This window comes from Roseateles amylovorans, from assembly GCF_025398155.2.
GTDB lineage: Bacteria > Pseudomonadota > Gammaproteobacteria > Burkholderiales > Burkholderiaceae_C > Roseateles > Roseateles amylovorans.
Map to the genome: position 1 here is coordinate 4,402,240 of NZ_CP104562.2, position 15,961 is coordinate 4,418,200.

Here is a 15,961-nt window from a genome sequence, read left to right on the forward strand (position 1 = left end):
GGCGCGCATCCCGCGCCCGGTACCTCGGAGGCCGCAGCGTGCAGCCGGTGAATCGGTGCTGCCGCCTCAGTGCAGTGTCATGCTCGACATCGCCGACACGCCGGTGGTGAAGTCCATCAGCAGCCGTTCCGGGCGAAACACGCCGACCGCCTCGGCGCCTTGCCAATGCGTGTCGATCGCATGCTCCAGCCCCTTGAGGACGCAGAACGACATGAAGGCGCCTTCCGCCTCGTCGGTGTCCATGTCCACCATCTGCAGCCGCAGGCAGGCGGAACGCAGGAACTCCAGCATCAGCCGAGGGCTTTCGGTGCTGGGGCAATGACCGGCGCAGATCTCGATGTCATGGCGGGCATCCTCCGACAACCAGAGGCGGCCCTCCACAATGTGGACATGCTGCAGGTCGGGATTGGATTCGATGCCGACCACATCGTCTTCATACGGCGTGAACATCATGGCCGTGACGGTAGACGAAGCGACCGCCGTCGTGTTCGCCGACCCCGCCCCACAGGCCGAACGGTTGTTAAAGATGCACGCGATGCGATGCCTTTACACGCGGACACCAGGCCTCCCCCCAATCCGACATGGCGCGGACACAGAACCGACCCGCCATCGCCCGCCCCCGTCGACATGCCATGGACCCGGCCGATGACAGCCTCACCAGGCGTGGAATCCCTCACAAATCAGCGTCCGAACTGACGGTGGACCGCGACGGTGCGGGGTCGCCGGCGAAGCAGCGCGCCGAAGCCCCGACGCCGACGATCGCCGGGTCGCCGGGTCGCCGGGTCGCCGGCGCGCTCGTGGCAGAAACGCCATCCGGTCCGCGCCGGCGCATCGAGCATCACGTCCCCTGAGGCACCGGGTCCGAGCGCCAGTCGTCCATGCGCCAAGCGCGGTCGGTCAGAGCGGCGGCCAGGGCTTCGTCATGCGTCACCAGCAGCAGTGCGGTGCCGCTCTGCTCGACCGACTGGGACAGCAACTCCGCGGTCTGGCGTTGCGTGACCAGATCCAGCCGCGAGGTCGGCTCATCCGCGAACAGCATCACCGGTCGCGCCAGCAGCGCGCGGGCGATGGCCATGCGCTGCAATTGCCCGCCCGACAGCGCATTCGGCGGGCGACGCAACAGCTCGGGGCCCAGACGCAAGCCATCCAACCAGTGCCGCAGCACGGCGGGCGCCTGGCGATGGCGCTGCCGCACATCCTCCAGCGCATCGCCCAGGGGCTGGTGCGGCGCAAAGGTCGACACCGGATCCTGATAGAGCTTCTGGAATGCCAAGGGTCCCAGTCCGGCCGCCCGCACCAGGCGCCCCTGCACCGGCGGCCGCAATCCCAGCAACAGATTGCCCAGCGTGCTCTTGCCGCTGCCGCTGCCGCCCAACAACGCGACCCGCTCGCCGCGGCGCACCGCAAGGCTCACGTCACGAAACAGCCAGCGTCCGTCCCAGTGATGGCCGACACCTTCTGCGCGCAGCAGGGCATCCTCCCCGTGGGAGGTGGCGCGATGGCTGCACGAGACTGCCGCGAGGGCGGCGGCATCGTCGGCGGTCGATGCGGCCCGCGCCGGTACGCCCCGGGTCGTCGCCCATTGGGTCGGGTCCGATGCCAGCAGGGCCTGGGTAAAAGCGTGGGCCGGTCGGCTCAGCACCTGCTCCGACGCGCCGGACTCCAGCACCTCGCCGTCCCGCATGATCAGCAGCTGGCCGCCCATGCGCCGGGCAACGGCCAGATCGTGCGTCACCAGGATCACCACACCGCCGTCGTCTGCCACCCGACGCAGACCGTCGACCGCGCTGTCGCGCCAAGGCGCATCCAGGCCCTTGGTCGGCTCGTCTGCCAGCACCAGTTGGGCCCCGCCGGCCAGCGCCATGGCGGCACAGGCGCGCTGCGCCATGCCGCCGGAGATCTGCCAGGGACGCAGATCGCCGTACGCCCCCAGTCCCAGTTGGTGCAGCGTGGCCTGCGAATGGTGCCGGGCCTCGTCCGACGACCGTCCGAGCACCCGTCGATGCACCTCCGCCAGTTGAGCCCGGACCGACCGCAGCGGATCGAGCGCCACACTGGGCTCCTGCGGCAGCAGCGCCAGCGACCGGCCCCAGAGGGACCGGCGCGCCCGTGTTGCCCGAGCCTCATGCACCACGCTGCCGATCGTCACCTGGCCCCGGGCCTCCAGTCCGTCCGGCAAGGCCCCCATCAGGGCCTTGAGCAGCAGCGACTTGCCGGCGCCGCTTTCACCCAGTATCACCAGGCGATCTCCCGCCGACAGGCTCAGCGACATCGGCCTCAACAGCACCTGCTGTCCTTGCGTCACGGTCAGCCCGTCCCAGGCCACACGCACCTCCGTCGCCCGCGTCATGGCCGAGCCTCCGCATCATGGGATGGATCCGCGCCGGCGGCGTCGGACGAAGTGACAAGCCACAGCCCGAGCACCAGCAGCAGGAGCAGGGCAATCGGCGCGGGCAACAGCCACGGCGCCTCTTCGTAATGCGGCAGATATTCGGTCATCATCAGTCCCAGTTCGGCGGTCGGCGGCGGCATGCCGACACCGATGAATCCCAGCGCGGACAGCGACAGCACCGACTGCCCCACGCTCAGCGGCAGCAGCCGTGCCACCACCGGCCATACGGCCGGCAGAAGATGGTGTCGCCACACCGTCCATCGAGACAGCCCCAACAGCCGCGCGGCTTCCACGCCCGGTCCGTGCAGCACCGGCCGAGCCTGCGCCCGCGAGACACGGAAGTACTCGACCCACAAGCCCAGCGACAGCCCCGCATACAGCGCCCACAGCTCGCCAGGCGCGAGCGCGGCGAACAGCAGCACCAGCAGCAGTGCCGGCAATGCCAGCATCGCGTCCGCCAGCATGACCACCGCGCGCTCGGTGGTGCCGCCTCGCCAGGCCGCCCACAGGCCCAGCAACACGCCGGGCAGCGCAGCACTGAGCGTCGCCATCACCGCCACGAGCAACGACAGGCGGGCGGCATGGGTCAGCCTTGAGAGCACGCTGCGCCCCAGCAGGTCGGTGCCCAGCGGATGCGCCCAAGACGGCGGCGCGAGGCTTTGGCGCAGATCCTGCGCGGCCGGATCGATGCCCGTCCACCAGGGGCCCAGCACAGCGAACAGGGCCAGCCCGCCCAACAGCGCCAAGCCCAGCAGCCATCGACCGGAAGGACCTGTCCGGCGACGGGCCGGTCCATCTGCAGCCGGCACGGTGGGCGGGACCCGTTCCTCCCGGATGTGGGGATCGGCCACCGCGGCGGCCGACGCCGAGGCACCGACCGAGGCGGGCACCTCCGGGGTCATGCCAGACGACGGCGGATTGAGAGGCTTCGACATCACCGAGCCTCCCCATCGGTCCGACGCGGATCGAGCATGAGTTGCAGGCTGTCCACGCACAGGTTGAACACGATGAACAGCACCCCCATGCACAGGGCCGCACCCTGGATCATCGGCACATCGCGGCCGAACACCGCATGCACCAGGGCATGGCCGATCCCCGGCCACGCAAACAGCGATTCGACGACCACCGCGCCTTCCGCCAGCACCACCGCCTGCACGCCGACATAGGCCAGCAGGGGCAGACCGGCATGACGCGCCGCATGGCGAAGCAGCGCTTGCCGGTCACTCAGTCCCTTGGTGCGCGCAAACTGGTGCGAGGGCATTGCCATGGCCGATCGCAACGCCTGAGCGGTGACCCGCGCAATGCCAGCGGCCAGCGGCAAGGCCAGCGTCAGCGACGGCAGCAGCCAGCCGCCGCGCTGGTGCGCGCCGGCCACCGGCAGCATGCCCAGATGGACGGCCATCGCCATCATCAGCAGCACCGCGATCAGGAAAGGCGGCGTCGATCGCACCAGCAACGTGGCGGCCGTCAGCAGGCGATCCAGCAACCCGCCGGGACGCCGTGCGCTCATCACGCCAAGCGGCAGTCCGACCATCAATCCCATGCCCAGCGCCGCCCCGGTGAGGGTCAGCGTCGCCCCCAGGTGCGAGGAGAGTTCATGCCAGACCGGCTCGCCAGAGACCAGCGACACCCCCAGGTCCAGCGACGCCGTCTGGCGCCACCAATCCAGCAAGGCCAGCGGCCAGGCGCGATCGAGCGCCAGTTCGTCGCGCACCTGATCGGCCGCGGCCTGACTGACCAGGTCGTAACCGTAGCGGCCCGCCGCGATGCGGGTCGCCATGTCGCCCGGCAGCGAACGGGCCATGGCGAAGCTCAGGGTGCCCACCATCAGCGCGAGCGCCAGGATCTGGCCGGCACGGCGCAGCAACATCGGTCCCCATCGGCCGCGTCGGCGCAGCGGCGCGCCTTGTACGGAATCAATGCTCATGAAGGTCCTCACAGCGTCGGGCTGGATCGAGCCCAGCGCATCTGGTCAATGCGGTAGTTGCGTTCGAAAGGGTCGAGCTGCACCCCCTCCACCCGCGCACTTACCGCCACGTGCAGCCGGTACCAGGCCACGGGAATGACCGGCATCTCGGTCTGGATCACCGCCATCGCCTGACGCCTGGCCTGGGCCGCGTGCTCGTCGCTCAAGCCACCACGGGACAGCGCCGCCAGGGCATCGCCCGCGCGCGGGTCATGCCAGCCCATCGCGCCCCAGTCCGCCCCCTGGGGGCTGAAGTCGGCGGCCAGCGTCGGCGTGGGGTCGGGCGCGGTGGCGTAGTTGCGGGCCAGCAGACCGAGTTGAAGACTGCCGTCCCGATGTCCCAGCGGGATGTCCCCCGAGTTGCCGACGGCGACCCGGACCGGGATGCCCAGCTCGCGCCACTGCGCCTGAAGCGCCGTCGCCACGATCGGCAGCTCCGGCCGGTCCGGAAAGGTCCGCACCGTCAACGACACCGGCTGGCCCGCCGCATCGAGCCATCGGCCCTCATGCCGGCGCCAGCCCGCGTCGGACAGCAGTTGCCGGGCGAGGGCCAGGTCGCGGTGCAGCGGATCGCGCGTGGCCATGTGCCAGGCCGGGGCCGTCGGCGGGAACAGTTCGGTGGCCGCGAGCGCTGGCTCGCGCAGGATCGCTTGGGCGATGCCGGTGCGATCGATCGACAGACTCAAGGCCTGCCTGACCCGCCGGTCGCGCAGCCAGGGATGTCCGGCATTGAGCTTGAGCATCATGACCCGCGGCAACATCACGCTCATCAGCCGGCTGCGGCCGGGTGAACGGCGCAGGCGCGCCACGCTCGCGGGGTCGAGCGTGAAGACCAGATCGGCCTGGCCCGCCGCCGCCATCAAGGCGCGGGTCTCCGCACGGCCGACGCTGAGGTAGCGCACCGCCGTGATGGCGGGCCGCGGACCGTCGTGGCCGTCGTGCCAGACGGTCTCCAGGCGCTGCGGCGGCTGCAGGTCCGAGATGCGATACGGGCCGCTGCCGAGGACCCGTCGCACCGTGCGTCCGTCCGCCTCAAAGCTCGAAGGGGCCAGGACCACGGTGCTCGCATGCGCCAGCAGGCTGGACAGGGCCGCAAACGGTCGCGCCAGCTGAATGACCACCGTGCGGGCGCCGGCCGCCTCGATTGACGCGATCGGCGCCTGACTCAGCAGCGACGGCGCGATCTGCGCCGCACGCAGGCTGATCAGCGCCGCATCGGCCGTCACCGCGCTGCCATCATGAAAGCGCGCGCCTGGCCGCAGGTCGAAGCGCCAGGTCAGACCGTCATCGCTGACCGACCAGGCGGAGGCCAGGCCCGGCCGAGGCGAGGCATCCGGTGCCGCGTCCAGCAAGGTCTCCGCCACTTGCAGCCGCAGATAGAAATGTCCGGACTGCGCAGGCGAGAGGCCGCCGATCTCCCAGGGACCCGCCAGTTCCAGGACGCCGGGATCCAGCCGGCCGGATGCGCCCTCATGCCGCTCAGCGCGGACCGAAGGCGGCGTGTGGGCCCGGGCCGTCCGCGCACCGCCGAACGTCGTCAGCGAGGCCAACGCGGCCAGCGCTGCTGCGGTCGAGCTCAGCGAAGCACCGATCCATTGACGCCGCGAGATGCGGGACACGCCCACGGTTGCGCTCGATGGCAAGGCGTCCGCGTCGCGCAAGGCGTCCGCGTCGCGATGGGCGTCGGCCGTGGCGCGACCGGCGTCGCTGGCCGACGTGACGGCTGGGTTCGCAGGCATCTGAGCCATCGCGGCAAGCGGTCGACGCTGCCGACGCCGCCTGACCCGATCGCGCGTGATGTCGATGAGCGCTTTCATCGGGGGCGTCCTCACAGCTTGACCTGCAGACCGAGGCTGATGCTGCGCGATGCGCCGGGCGCCACCCACACCCGGCTGTAGCTGCTGGCGTAATAGGTGGTGTCGAACAGGTTGTCCACGTCCAGGCTGACGCGCAGCTTCGGCGTCACCCGCCAGAACGCCACCAGCTTGGCCGTGGTGTAGGCCGGGAGGTCGAACGCCCGGGTGCCGGCGTCCACCTCCGCCTGGGTGCGCGCCTGTCCCAGGCGGCGTCCGGTGTGGGTAACGCCGCCGCCCACACCATAGCCCTGCCCGTTCGTCAGGCTGTTTTCATAGACCGCCAGCAGACTCCCGTTCACCCGCGGCACGTTGAGCAGGCGGCTGCCGACCTCCAGGGTCCGGTCGCGACGCACTTCCGCGTCATTCAGCACCAGGCTGGCATTGATCCGCCAGTGGGCGCTGACCCAGCCTGCGCCATCGAGCTCCAGACCTCGGCTGCGCACTTCGCCGGCGGCCATCGAGAAGCCACTGTTGATCGGATCGGCCGTCAGGACACCGGACTTGCGGATGTCGAACAGCGCCACCGTGGCGCCGGCCCGGCCATGCGCCGATTCCCACTTGCCGCCCAGCTCCAGGGCTCGGCCGTGTTCAGGCTCGAACGCCTGGCCGGCAGCGTCGCTTCCGGTGTTCGGACGGAAGGACCGCCCGGCGCTGGCATAGACGGTCCATCCATCGGCGGGCAGCCAGGACACGCCCAGGCGCGGCGCCACCTCCGACGGGGTCTGCCGCGTCTCGATGCGGGTCCGCCGATTCATCAGGGATTGCTCGTACCGGTCCCAGCGCAGCCCGCCGACCACCCGCCAATGCCGGCCCAGGCTGACGGCATCCTGCAGATAGAAGGCCGTGTCCCGCTGGCGTTCCAGGGTGTCGGTATTGGGAAGCGGCGTAGGCTGCGGTTGGCCGTAAACCGGACGATGGATGTCGATCGCGTACGGCGCGGTCGCCGTCGGATTGGCGCGCAGCATGCGACTGTCCATCCGGAAGCGGAAGGTCTCCATGCCGGCCAACAGTTCATGGGACACGGCGCCGGTGCGCAGCCGTCCCTGCAGTTCGGCCTGCAGCGCCACGTCCTCGGAGTCATAGTCCCGGTAGCGCCGCTGACGGGTCAAGCTGCCGTCGGCCCGCAAGGCAGACGCCTCGGTCGAGAAGCCTTCGATCCCGGTGGTGCGATAGGACACCGCCACCCGGCTGCGCCAATCAGGCGTCCACTCATGTTGCAGCGCCAACTGGTGATTGCTGTTGCGCACGGTCACGTCGCCATCGGCAGGCTCGCCCAGGAAGCGGTCGCGCGGAATCGCCCCAAGCCGACCGTCGACGGCCACGACGCCGCGGTCAAGCGGCGTGGCATGACGCAGCCACTCCCCGCGGTAATCGACCTCGGTCGACGGGCTCAGCCGCCAGGTCAATGCCGGCGCCACCACCCGTCGCTGTGAGCCGACATGGTCGCGAAAGCCATCCCGGTCCTCGCTGGCCAGGTTGAGGCGGAAAGCCACCCGCTCACCCAGCGGGCCGGTGCTGTCGAGGGCGAATCGCCGCAATCCCTGGCTGCCACCGTAGGCTTCCAGTGAATGTCCCGCCGACCACAGGGGCGCCTTGCTGACCACATTGAGCGTGCCGCCCGGCTCACTGCTGCCGTACAGCGCGGCGGCCGGGCCCTTGAGGAACTCGATGCGCTCGACACCGGCCAGGTCGCGCGGCGCATTGAAGCCGCGGTTGGAGCCAAAGCCGTTGAGCAGGGTCGCCATGCCGGTGTTTTCGTTGCCGGCCAGACCGCGGATGGCGATGTTGTCCCACAGCCCGCCGAAATTGTTCTGCCTCGACACCCCGCCGACATAGTCCAGCAAGTCGTCGAGCCGCGTCGCCCCCAGGTCGTCCATCGCCTGGCGCGTCATCACCCGCACCGACTGCGGCAGCTCCCGCAACGGCAGCTCGGTCTTGGCACCCACAGCGTCGGCCGCGTGATAGCGCCCGGAGGACGAGCGGCCCACCACCTCGACGCTGGGCAGCGCCTCGGGCTGAGCGGGCTCGGCGGTCTCGGCGCGAGCCGGCGACAGGCTGAGCAGGGCCAGCATCGGCATGGCCCATGCAGCGCGGCACGCGGGTGCGGAGATCCTCAATGGCCGCGAATTGAAGGCGGGTCTGCAGGCGGCCGTGATGCACGGAACGTGAGGCGCCGCAGTCGACGGCGAAGCGCCTCTCAAGGACGCCGGGGAAAGAGGGGAAAGAGGTGGAAGAGGTGAAAGCGAGGACGGGGCAGGATGGCGCGCGCGATGGGGGAGACGATGACGCGAGTGGAATCTGGAAAACATGGAGGGACCTCATCAGGGAGCACCGGCGCCTGGGCACGAACGCAGTCGTGGTCAGGCGTACCCGTCAGGAAGCCGCAGGTCATCCGCGCCGTCAACGTCACACTGCGCCAGCGGACACCGCCCAGGGCGTCGCGGCGATCACAGCGCGTGGTTCAACAGCAGCGAAGTGACGACAGCACGCAGCCGCAATCCCTGCGGCGGGTGCTGCAGGGTTGGGCTGGCTGGGCTGAATGGCTTGGCTTCCCGACCGGTGTTCGCGTCAGGCGCGAACACCGACGGATCCATTCCGCCGTTCTGCCGCGCATCGGCGCAGAAACGGGGAGCGAATCCGGTGCCGACGCATGCAGCGTCGGCTCAGGCGAAGTGAGGAGGTCCTCGAGAAGGTGGAACAGGCAGCCGGCGAGGCACCGGTGCCAGGGTCAGCGGTGGGCGCGGCGGCACATGGGTGACGTCCAGCGCCGCCGGCAGATCCGGGGCGACGAAGGCCGTGTGTGCAGCCTGGGCGTGAATCAGGCACCAGACGCAGCCGCCCAGCCGCTGTTCCGGGTCGCCCGCCGGGTCGTCCGCCTCCGACCCGCCATCCGCCGCCAGTCCATCGGCTGCCTGAGTCAGGCTGGCCACCAGCGGCTCGGCCAGGTGCCGCGCCTCGTGCAAGGGACGCGCGATCAGCAGGCTCGCCATGGCCAGAGCCAAGGCGATGAGCCAGTACCGAGTCAGTTTGCGCGAGACGTGCATGGAGCGGGGGAAGACAGTCGATCGACGACGGCCGACATTCTGCACGATGGCGGTGGCCCCTCAGGCCAAGCGCAGTTCGCGCCGCCCGGCCGGGATGCCCTCCCGTCCTGTCGGCTAAGGGCGGCGGAGCCCGCGGTTCCGCGGCGCTCGACCACCGAGCGGACCCGTCAGGGCAGCTTGCGAGTGTGCGGCTGGTTGACCATCCAGTCGGCCGTGTTGGCGAAGGACTCGGTCAGACGCAGGCGCAGCGTCTCGTCCAGCTCGCACTCGGTCATCGCCTGCACCATGCAGGCCATCCACTGGTCGCGCTCGACCGGACCGACCGCATAGGGCAGATGCCGGGCACGCAGGCGCGGATGGCCAAAGCGCTCGACGAAGTAATCCGGTCCGCCCAGCCAGCCGCAGAGGAACCAGAACAGCTTGTCGCGCGATCCCTCGAGCGTGGACGGATGGATCGACCGGAGCTGCGCATAACGCGCCTCCAGGTCCATCAGGTCATAGAAGCGGTCCACCAGTCGGCGCACCGCCGCTTCGCCACCGACCCATTCATAAGGCGTGGCCGGCGCCGCGGCGGGCGCGGTCGGGCTGCCTTCGGGTTGAACGGCCGGCTGAGCGGCCTCGGCGGCAGGGGCGGCGGACGGGTCGACAGAGGGCACGGACGAGGACGTGGAGGAATCGGAAGACCGCGAGGACTGGGAAGACTCAGAAGGCTGGGACATGAATCAATGGGCAAGGGGACGCGCAAGCACCCGGCGCTCAGTGGTGCGCGGCGTGCTGCTCCAGCAGCTTGGAAGCCAGGCCCCGGATGGATTGCGCCGCGTCGCAGCCGGGATAGTGTTCCAGCAGCAGCTGCCGCTTGAGCACCGCCTGCCGGACCATCTGGTCATTCTTGACCTCGCCCAGCAGCTCCAGTTTGAAGGTGTGGCCGGGCGTCGGACCGACGAAGCGCTGCAGCACCTGCTGCAACTGGCCGCAGATCAGCTTGCCCTCGCCGGGCCGGTTGGCCTGGTTGACCACCAGGTAGACATGCCGGCGATCCTGCTGGGTGGCCAGCACCTTGATGGTGGCGTAGGCATCGGTGAGCGAGGTGGGCTCGGGTGTGGCGACCACCACCACGTCATGCGCCATCGACACGGCGAACAGCACCACGTCGGAAATGCCGGCGCCGGTGTCCAGCAGCACATAGTCGAAGCGCGGCCTCACCACTTCCAGGATGTGCAGCAGCTTGTCGCGCACATCCGGCGTCAGTCGGGAGTACTCCACCATGCCGGATCCGGCCAGCAGCACATGAAAGCCGCCCGGCGCGGGCAGGATGGCCTGCTCCAGCGTCGCGCGCTCGGTGAAGACGTCATGCAGCGTCAGCTTGGGATGCAGGTTCAGCACCACGTCAAGATTGGCCAGGCCGAGGTCGGCATCCAGCACCAGCACACGCTCGCCGCGCGCGGCCAGGGCCGCCGCCAGATTGGCGGTCACGAAGGTCTTGCCCACGCCGCCCTTGCCACTGGTGATGGCCAAGGTGCGCGCGCCTGCGCGGGTCGAGGTTGCAGCAGGAGCTGTTGTCATGCTCATTCACTATCCTGTTGCGTTACGGCGAACAACATGCCTTTTTCTTCGGCGCTGACCAGCGAGTCGATGTGACTTTCCAGGCAGGCCCGGTTGCGGCCCTCGGCCTTGGCACGGTAGAGCTGGCGATCCGCCCGTTCGGTCCACAACAGGGACGACGAACGCACCCATTGCGGCGCGAATGCCCCTCCAATGCTGATCGTGGTGGTGAGCGGCGCCGGCTCACCCACGTCGACGGTCAATGCGGCCACCCGCTCGCGAATGCGCTCGGCCACGATCACACCCACGGAGGTCGGACAGTTGGGCAGGATGATGGCGAATTCCTCGCCACCCACCCGCGCCACCGTGTCCATGGGACGCACCGCCTGGCCGATCGCCCGGGCCACCTCGCGAATCACCTGATCACCGGCCAGATGGCCATGGTTGTCGTTGATCGCCTTGAAATGATCGATGTCCAGCACCAGCAGCAATGCGGGCTCGCCGGACCGCGCGACCCGGTCCACCTCACGGCCCAGTGCCATCTCGAAGCTGCGGCGGTTGACCAGTCCGGTCAGCGCATCCTTGCTCGACAAATCGCAAAGCGCATCCAGGATGCCCTGCAACCATGCTTCGCTGTAGGGCTCCGCGTCTGGCAGCATTGCACCGGCCTGCTGCAACAGCTGCAGGGCGAGGTCCAGGCGCAGGGCATGCGCGGCAATGAGGCTGGTCGGGTGGTTCAAGGGGGTCGGACGAGATTTCAATGCAGTCTAGCAGCGCGCCTTCGGTACAACTGCCCAAAAATGACGGGTCTCTACCACCTCTTTCACACATCCTTTCGGCGACTAGCCCTCAAACTACCGAATGCCGACAATGGCGGACATCGGTGCTCCGGCATCCAACAACAAAGAAATCACCCGCACCATGCGACCAGGTCCACAGGCCCCCGCGCCGGTTGAGGCGATCGACCATGAATTCAGCTTCAGCAAGGCTGACTTCGACCGAGTCCGCCAGCTGATCTACCAGCACGCCGGCATCAGCCTGCACGACGGCAAACACGCCATGGTCTACAGCCGCCTGTCGCGACGACTGCGCGACACCGGCCACAAGAGCTTTGCCAACTACCTGCAGTGGTTGGAGAGCGTCACCGGCCCGCAGGGTGACCAGGAGTGGCAGGAGTTCGTGAACTGCCTGACCACCAACCTGACCTCCTTCTTCCGCGAAGACCATCACTTCCACGCGCTGGCCGACGACCTCAAGACCCTCACCGGCAAGCCGATCCGCATCTGGTGCTGTGCCGCCTCCACCGGCGAGGAGCCCTACTCCATCGCGATGACCTGCCAGGAAGCGCTGGGCGCGAGCAGCGGCGTGCAGATCATTTCCAGCGACATTGACACCAATGTGCTCAACACCGCCCGTCGCGGTGTGTATTCCACCGAGTCGCGGGGGCTATCTCCTCAGCGTCTTCGGCAGTTTTTCCTGAAAGGGACCGGCGCGAACGAGGGGCGTATCCGCATCAAGCCCGAACTCGCGCGCATGATCGAGTTCCGCACGCTCAACCTGATGAATGCGCAGTGGTCGCTCGGCGAGCCCTTCCACATCGTGTTCTGCCGCAACGTGATGATCTATTTCGACGCACCGACACAGCGCAAGGTTCTGGAGCGCATCCACAAGGTGATGCGCCCCGGTGGCTTGCTGTTTGTCGGCCACTCCGAAAACTTCACCGAGTCGCGAGACCTGTTCAAGTTGCGCGGCAAGACCGTCTACGAACGCGTCGGTTGATTGCCGGTGCATCCCTTCATCTCAGCCAACCTCCACGCCTCATGAGCATGCCCCAAGCCTCTTCCGCCCTGCTCAACAGCACGGCGTTGGCCAGCGCCGGTGCGGCGCGCGTGGCCCAGCTCAAGACGATGTCGCGCAAGCAGGGCGAAGCATCGTTCTTCTTCTACGAAGCGCACTTCAAGAGTCCGGCGGTCAAGGTGTTGCCCGGCGAGTACTTCGTCGACAACGAAGAACTGCTGGTCATGACGACGCTGGGCTCCTGCATTGCCGCCTGCCTGTGGGACCGCCATGCGCAGATCGGCGGCATGAACCATTTCATGCTGCCGGAAGGCAATGGCGATTCCGGCCGCTATGGCTCGTTCGCGATGGAACTGCTGATCAACGAGATGATGAAGCGCGGCGCCTCCAAGAGCCGCATGGAAGCGAAGATCTTCGGCGGCGGCGCGGTGATCTCCGGCATGAACACGATCAACGTCGGCGAGCGCAACACCAACTTCGTGATCGACTTCCTGAAGATCGAGCGCATCCCGATCGTGTCCAAGGACGTGATGGACATCTATCCGCGCAAGGTGTGCTTCCTGCCCAAGAGCGGCAAGGCCATGGTCAAGCGCCTGGCGCCGACCAACGCCGACGCCCTGGTGCAACAGGATCGCGTCGCTGCGCAGAAGGCGCAGCCGGTGGCGAGCGTCGGCGGATCGATCGATCTGTTCTAACCGCCTGCGGTATCGAGGAGAAAACAACATGGCCAAGACCAGAGTCGTCGTGGTGGATGATTCCGCACTGGTGCGCAGCATCCTGACCGAAATCATCAACCGCCAGCCCGACATGCAATGCATCGGCGCGGCCAGCGACCCGCTCGCCGCGCGCGAGATGATCCGCAACCTGAATCCGGACGTGATCACCCTGGACGTCGAGATGCCGAAGATGGACGGCCTCGATTTCCTGCAGCGGCTCATGCGGCTGCGGCCGATGCCGGTGGTGATGGTCTCCACCCTGACCGAGCGCGGCGCCGAGGTCACCCTCAAGGCCCTGGAGCTGGGCGCGGTGGACTTCGTGGCCAAGCCCAAGATCGGCGTGGCCGACGGCATCCGTGCGCTGGCGCAGGACATCACCGACAAGATCCGCATCGCCTCCAAGGCGCAGATCCGCCGCCTGCATGCGGCCACACCCGCCCCGGCCGGCGGCGCCGCGGGCAGTGCGGCTCCGGCCCACAAGCCGGCAGCACCGATTGCCAGCCTGGGTCGGCTCTCGACTGAAAAGATCATCTTCATCGGCGCATCCACCGGCGGCACCGAAGCCACCAAGGACGTGCTGGTGAATCTGCCCGCCGACTGCCCCGCCGTCTGTATCACCCAGCACATGCCGCCGGGCTTCACCCGGAGCTATGCCGCACGCCTGGACGGCTTGTGCAAGATCCGCGTCAAGGAAGCCCAGGACGGCGAACGGATCCTGCCCGGCCACGGCTACATCGCCCCGGGCGGCATGCATTTCAGCGTGGAGCGCTCCGGCGCGAACTACATCGCGCGCGTGCAGGACGGCGAGCCGGTCAACCGCCACAAGCCGTCGGTCGAGGTGCTGTTCACCTCGGCGGCGCGGGTGGTCGGTCCCAATGCGCTGGGCATCATGCTGACCGGCATGGGCGCGGACGGCGCCAAGGCGATGAAGCTCATGAAGGATGCCGGCGCCTACAACCTGGTGCAGGACGAGGCGACCTGCGTCGTCTTCGGCATGCCGCGCGAAGCCATCAACGCCGGAGCGGCCGACGAAGTGCTGCCGCTGCATCAGATTGCGACAAAGCTGGTCGAGCGGCTGCGCAGCACCGCCGGCATGTCGCTCAACCGCGTCTGACCACAAGACCTCGATCTCAAGCGGGCCTAGACTCGCCAAACACGAAACGGGCGCTTCGAATGCGCCCGTTTTCATTGGGGGAGCCGGACGCCGTGTCGATCGTCGTGCCGGCGGGATCGACCTCGTAGATCGCGATCAACTCGCGAACGCTGGCGCCGTCCGGCGACTGGTTCAGGATGCGCTCATGGTCGATCACGACCGAGCCGACGACGATGCGGCTCAGCAGCGTGGCCTGCGGTCGCAGCTCGACAAAACGCGGCGCCATGCGCGCGCGCAACGCCGAATGGCCCTGCGCCAGCAAGCGATCGGGGTACTCGTACTGGGCGGCCGAAGGCGCATAGCAGGCGAGCAAGCCCTCGACGTCATGGGCGTTGTAGGCCTCCAGTTGAGCCTGGACCACCTCGGCGACGGATCGCTGGTCCTGAACAATCTGCGGATGAGGCGGGGGCGTGGCGCCGGTCGCTCCGGTCGCTCCGGTCGATGCTTCGGTGGCATCGGCATCGGTCAGTGCGGTCGCGCGGACGGCGCCTCGACGGGTCGCAGCGCTCGCAGCGGCAAGGGCGACTTCGGAAACGGTCGGTGGACGGTCCCCCTGGTCTTGCACGGGGCCGGCGGAGAGGGGCGTGGCATCAGTCATGGCGTGGTGCTTCTTTCGGTGGGATACGGCGGAATACGGCGGGATGCCGGCAACGCGGCGGCTTCGGTCGGGCGGGCTTCTGGGCTGTCCCGGAGCGCCGCGTAGCGCCTCGCGGCATCACGCCGGGTGGCATCAAGGCCCGCCACCCTCAACGCCAGGTCGTTGCGGGCGATGGGAGACGCGGCAGCCGAGGTCGTCGCGTCGGCGGGCGGATCAGCCGCTGCCACCGCGCCGGCGGCGGGACTTCGGAACGCGCGTGCCGATGGGGCGGCAACGGTGGATGACCCACTCAGCGGCTCGCGACGCTGGAGCGCCGCTTCACGCTGCTCCGCGTTGTGGTCGCTGAATGCGAATGCCGAGCTGCCCAGCGCGAGTGTGGCCATGAGGATCAGCAAGATCAGCACCACGCGGCCGCTCAACACCGGTCGCGGCAGATGGCAGGTGGGCGAGGTCAAGGACGACGGTGAAAGGTCAGGCTCATTCATGGCCGATCCTCCTGTGAGGCGCCGCAGAACGGCAACCGAGGCGTTTGGGGACGGATGCACCACAGCCCCAAGGAGCCGCGAGGCAAAACGTGCGAGGTGTCAACATGCTGGTCATACTAGATAGCCAGCAAGCGGCCTCCAAACGCTTTATCCTCGCTCTATCGTGTAGCCAATCTTTCCAGCGGCACGATTCAAGCTGCTTGTACCGCCCCGGTTACCGTCATCGTCATCGTCATCGTCATCGTCATCGTCATCGTCATCGTCACCGATACCGATACCGATACCGATACCGATGCCGATGCCGATGCCGATGCCGATGCCGATGCCGATGCCGATGCCGAGGTCGCGATCGCGATCACGACCGAGACAGTCGGCGTCGATGTCCGTCGCCCTCGACCTCAACCACCACGGG

Annotated in this window: 17 protein-coding genes; 3 read left to right on the plus strand and 14 right to left on the minus strand. The window is 68.3% G+C overall.

What is annotated here, in order from left to right; genetic code table 11:
* Positions 1-66: 66 nt before the first annotated feature.
* The 11 genes from N4261_RS18205 to N4261_RS18255 all read right to left on the minus strand — a co-directional run bounded on the left by N4261_RS18205 (position 67) and on the right by N4261_RS18255 (position 11,540).
* Positions 67-453 (minus strand): hypothetical protein, encoded by a 387-nt coding sequence (locus N4261_RS18205; RefSeq protein WP_261756692.1) that lies wholly within the window; start codon positions 451-453, stop codon positions 67-69.
* A gap of 385 nt (positions 454-838) precedes the next feature.
* Positions 839-2,350 (minus strand): ABC transporter ATP-binding protein, encoded by a 1,512-nt coding sequence (locus tag N4261_RS18210; protein ID WP_261756693.1) that lies wholly within the window; start codon positions 2,348-2,350, stop codon positions 839-841.
* Positions 2,347-3,327 (minus strand): ABC transporter permease, encoded by a 981-nt coding sequence (locus N4261_RS18215; protein WP_261756694.1) that lies wholly within the window; start codon positions 3,325-3,327, stop codon positions 2,347-2,349. Before N4261_RS18215 ends, N4261_RS18210 begins: the two co-directional genes overlap by 4 nt.
* Positions 3,327-4,319, minus strand: coding sequence for an ABC transporter permease (locus N4261_RS18220; protein WP_261756695.1), 993 nt, complete (start codon positions 4,317-4,319; stop codon positions 3,327-3,329). Before N4261_RS18220 ends, N4261_RS18215 begins: the two co-directional genes overlap by 1 nt.
* An 8-nt stretch (positions 4,320-4,327) precedes the next feature.
* Positions 4,328-6,097, minus strand: coding sequence for an ABC transporter substrate-binding protein (locus N4261_RS18225; RefSeq protein WP_261756696.1), 1,770 nt, complete (start codon positions 6,095-6,097; stop codon positions 4,328-4,330).
* An 89-nt stretch (positions 6,098-6,186) separates the two neighbouring features.
* Complete coding sequence (locus N4261_RS18230; RefSeq protein WP_261756697.1) at positions 6,187-8,292, minus strand: TonB-dependent siderophore receptor; 2,106 nt, start codon at positions 8,290-8,292, stop codon at positions 6,187-6,189.
* Positions 8,293-8,661: 369 nt separating this feature from the next.
* Complete coding sequence (locus N4261_RS18235; RefSeq protein WP_261756698.1) at positions 8,662-8,808, minus strand: hypothetical protein; 147 nt, start codon at positions 8,806-8,808, stop codon at positions 8,662-8,664.
* A gap of 69 nt (positions 8,809-8,877) precedes the next feature.
* A complete protein-coding gene (locus N4261_RS18240) occupies positions 8,878-9,258 on the minus strand; it encodes a DUF2946 family protein (protein ID WP_261756699.1) in 381 nt (126 codons plus the stop codon).
* Positions 9,259-9,425: 167 nt separating this feature from the next.
* Positions 9,426-9,914, minus strand: coding sequence for a group II truncated hemoglobin (locus N4261_RS18245; protein WP_261756700.1), 489 nt, complete (start codon positions 9,912-9,914; stop codon positions 9,426-9,428).
* Between the two features lie 100 nt (positions 9,915-10,014).
* Positions 10,015-10,821 carry a MinD/ParA family protein gene (locus N4261_RS18250; RefSeq protein ID WP_435532075.1) on the minus strand — a complete coding sequence of 269 codons (807 nt, stop codon included), beginning with the start codon at positions 10,819-10,821 and terminating at the stop codon, positions 10,015-10,017.
* Between the two features lie 2 nt (positions 10,822-10,823).
* Positions 10,824-11,540 carry a GGDEF domain-containing protein gene (locus N4261_RS18255; RefSeq protein WP_261756702.1) on the minus strand — a complete coding sequence of 239 codons (717 nt, stop codon included), beginning with the start codon at positions 11,538-11,540 and terminating at the stop codon, positions 10,824-10,826.
* Between the two features lie 181 nt (positions 11,541-11,721).
* Here N4261_RS18255 and N4261_RS18260 point away from each other — a divergent pair, with 181 nt between their 5' ends.
* Genes N4261_RS18260 through N4261_RS18270 form a run of 3 tightly spaced genes read left to right on the plus strand, consistent with a single transcriptional unit; the run spans position 11,722 to position 14,427 of the window.
* Complete coding sequence (locus tag N4261_RS18260) at positions 11,722-12,579, plus strand: CheR family methyltransferase (protein WP_261756703.1); 858 nt, start codon at positions 11,722-11,724, stop codon at positions 12,577-12,579.
* A gap of 41 nt (positions 12,580-12,620) precedes the next feature.
* A complete protein-coding gene (gene cheD, locus N4261_RS18265; protein ID WP_435531949.1) occupies positions 12,621-13,292 on the plus strand; it encodes a chemoreceptor glutamine deamidase CheD in 672 nt (223 codons plus the stop codon).
* 28 nt (positions 13,293-13,320) lie between these two features.
* Positions 13,321-14,427, plus strand: coding sequence for a protein-glutamate methylesterase/protein-glutamine glutaminase (locus tag N4261_RS18270; RefSeq protein WP_261756704.1), 1,107 nt, complete (start codon positions 13,321-13,323; stop codon positions 14,425-14,427).
* 16 nt (positions 14,428-14,443) lie between these two features.
* On the opposite strand, the gene N4261_RS18275 is transcribed toward N4261_RS18270, so the two are convergent.
* The 3 genes from N4261_RS18275 to N4261_RS18285 all read right to left on the minus strand — a co-directional run bounded on the left by N4261_RS18275 (position 14,444) and on the right by N4261_RS18285 (position 15,951).
* Positions 14,444-15,064, minus strand: a complete 621-nt coding sequence (locus N4261_RS18275; protein WP_261756705.1) for a nuclear transport factor 2 family protein — start codon at positions 15,062-15,064, stop codon at positions 14,444-14,446.
* On the minus strand, positions 15,061-15,549 hold the full coding sequence (locus N4261_RS18280) for a hypothetical protein (protein ID WP_261756706.1): 489 nt from the start codon (positions 15,547-15,549) through the stop codon (positions 15,061-15,063). The genes N4261_RS18275 and N4261_RS18280 overlap by 4 nt, the downstream gene beginning before the upstream one ends.
* 147 nt (positions 15,550-15,696) lie before the next feature.
* A complete protein-coding gene (locus N4261_RS18285; protein ID WP_261756707.1) occupies positions 15,697-15,951 on the minus strand; it encodes a hypothetical protein in 255 nt (84 codons plus the stop codon).
* Positions 15,952-15,961 lie beyond the last annotated feature (10 nt).

What these genes read in the sequence shown, in the direction of transcription:
- N4261_RS18215 (WP_261756694.1), bottom strand. Translation starts at nt 3,327, where the DNA reads ATGTCGAAGCCTCTCAATCCGCCGTCGTCTGGCATGACCCCGGAGGTG.
- N4261_RS18230 (WP_261756697.1), bottom strand. Translation starts at nt 8,292, where the DNA reads ATGCCGATGCTGGCCCTGCTCAGCCTGTCGCCGGCTCGCGCCGAGACC.
- N4261_RS18280 (WP_261756706.1), bottom strand. Translation starts at nt 15,549, where the DNA reads ATGAATGAGCCTGACCTTTCACCGTCGTCCTTGACCTCGCCCACCTGC.
- N4261_RS18275 (WP_261756705.1), bottom strand. Translation starts at nt 15,064, where the DNA reads ATGACTGATGCCACGCCCCTCTCCGCCGGCCCCGTGCAAGACCAGGGG.
- N4261_RS18250 (WP_435532075.1), bottom strand. Translation starts at nt 10,821, where the DNA reads ATGACAACAGCTCCTGCTGCAACCTCGACCCGCGCAGGCGCGCGCACC.
- N4261_RS18205 (WP_261756692.1), bottom strand. Translation starts at nt 453, where the DNA reads ATGATGTTCACGCCGTATGAAGACGATGTGGTCGGCATCGAATCCAAT.
- N4261_RS18220 (WP_261756695.1), bottom strand. Translation starts at nt 4,319, where the DNA reads ATGAGCATTGATTCCGTACAAGGCGCGCCGCTGCGCCGACGCGGCCGA.
- cheD (WP_435531949.1), top strand. Translation starts at nt 12,621, where the DNA reads ATGAGCATGCCCCAAGCCTCTTCCGCCCTGCTCAACAGCACGGCGTTG.
- N4261_RS18240 (WP_261756699.1), bottom strand. Translation starts at nt 9,258, where the DNA reads ATGCACGTCTCGCGCAAACTGACTCGGTACTGGCTCATCGCCTTGGCT.
- N4261_RS18260 (WP_261756703.1), top strand. Translation starts at nt 11,722, where the DNA reads ATGCGACCAGGTCCACAGGCCCCCGCGCCGGTTGAGGCGATCGACCAT.
- N4261_RS18270 (WP_261756704.1), top strand. Translation starts at nt 13,321, where the DNA reads ATGGCCAAGACCAGAGTCGTCGTGGTGGATGATTCCGCACTGGTGCGC.
- N4261_RS18210 (WP_261756693.1), bottom strand. Translation starts at nt 2,350, where the DNA reads ATGACGCGGGCGACGGAGGTGCGTGTGGCCTGGGACGGGCTGACCGTG.
- N4261_RS18225 (WP_261756696.1), bottom strand. Translation starts at nt 6,097, where the DNA reads ATGCCTGCGAACCCAGCCGTCACGTCGGCCAGCGACGCCGGTCGCGCC.
- N4261_RS18235 (WP_261756698.1), bottom strand. Translation starts at nt 8,808, where the DNA reads ATGGATCCGTCGGTGTTCGCGCCTGACGCGAACACCGGTCGGGAAGCC.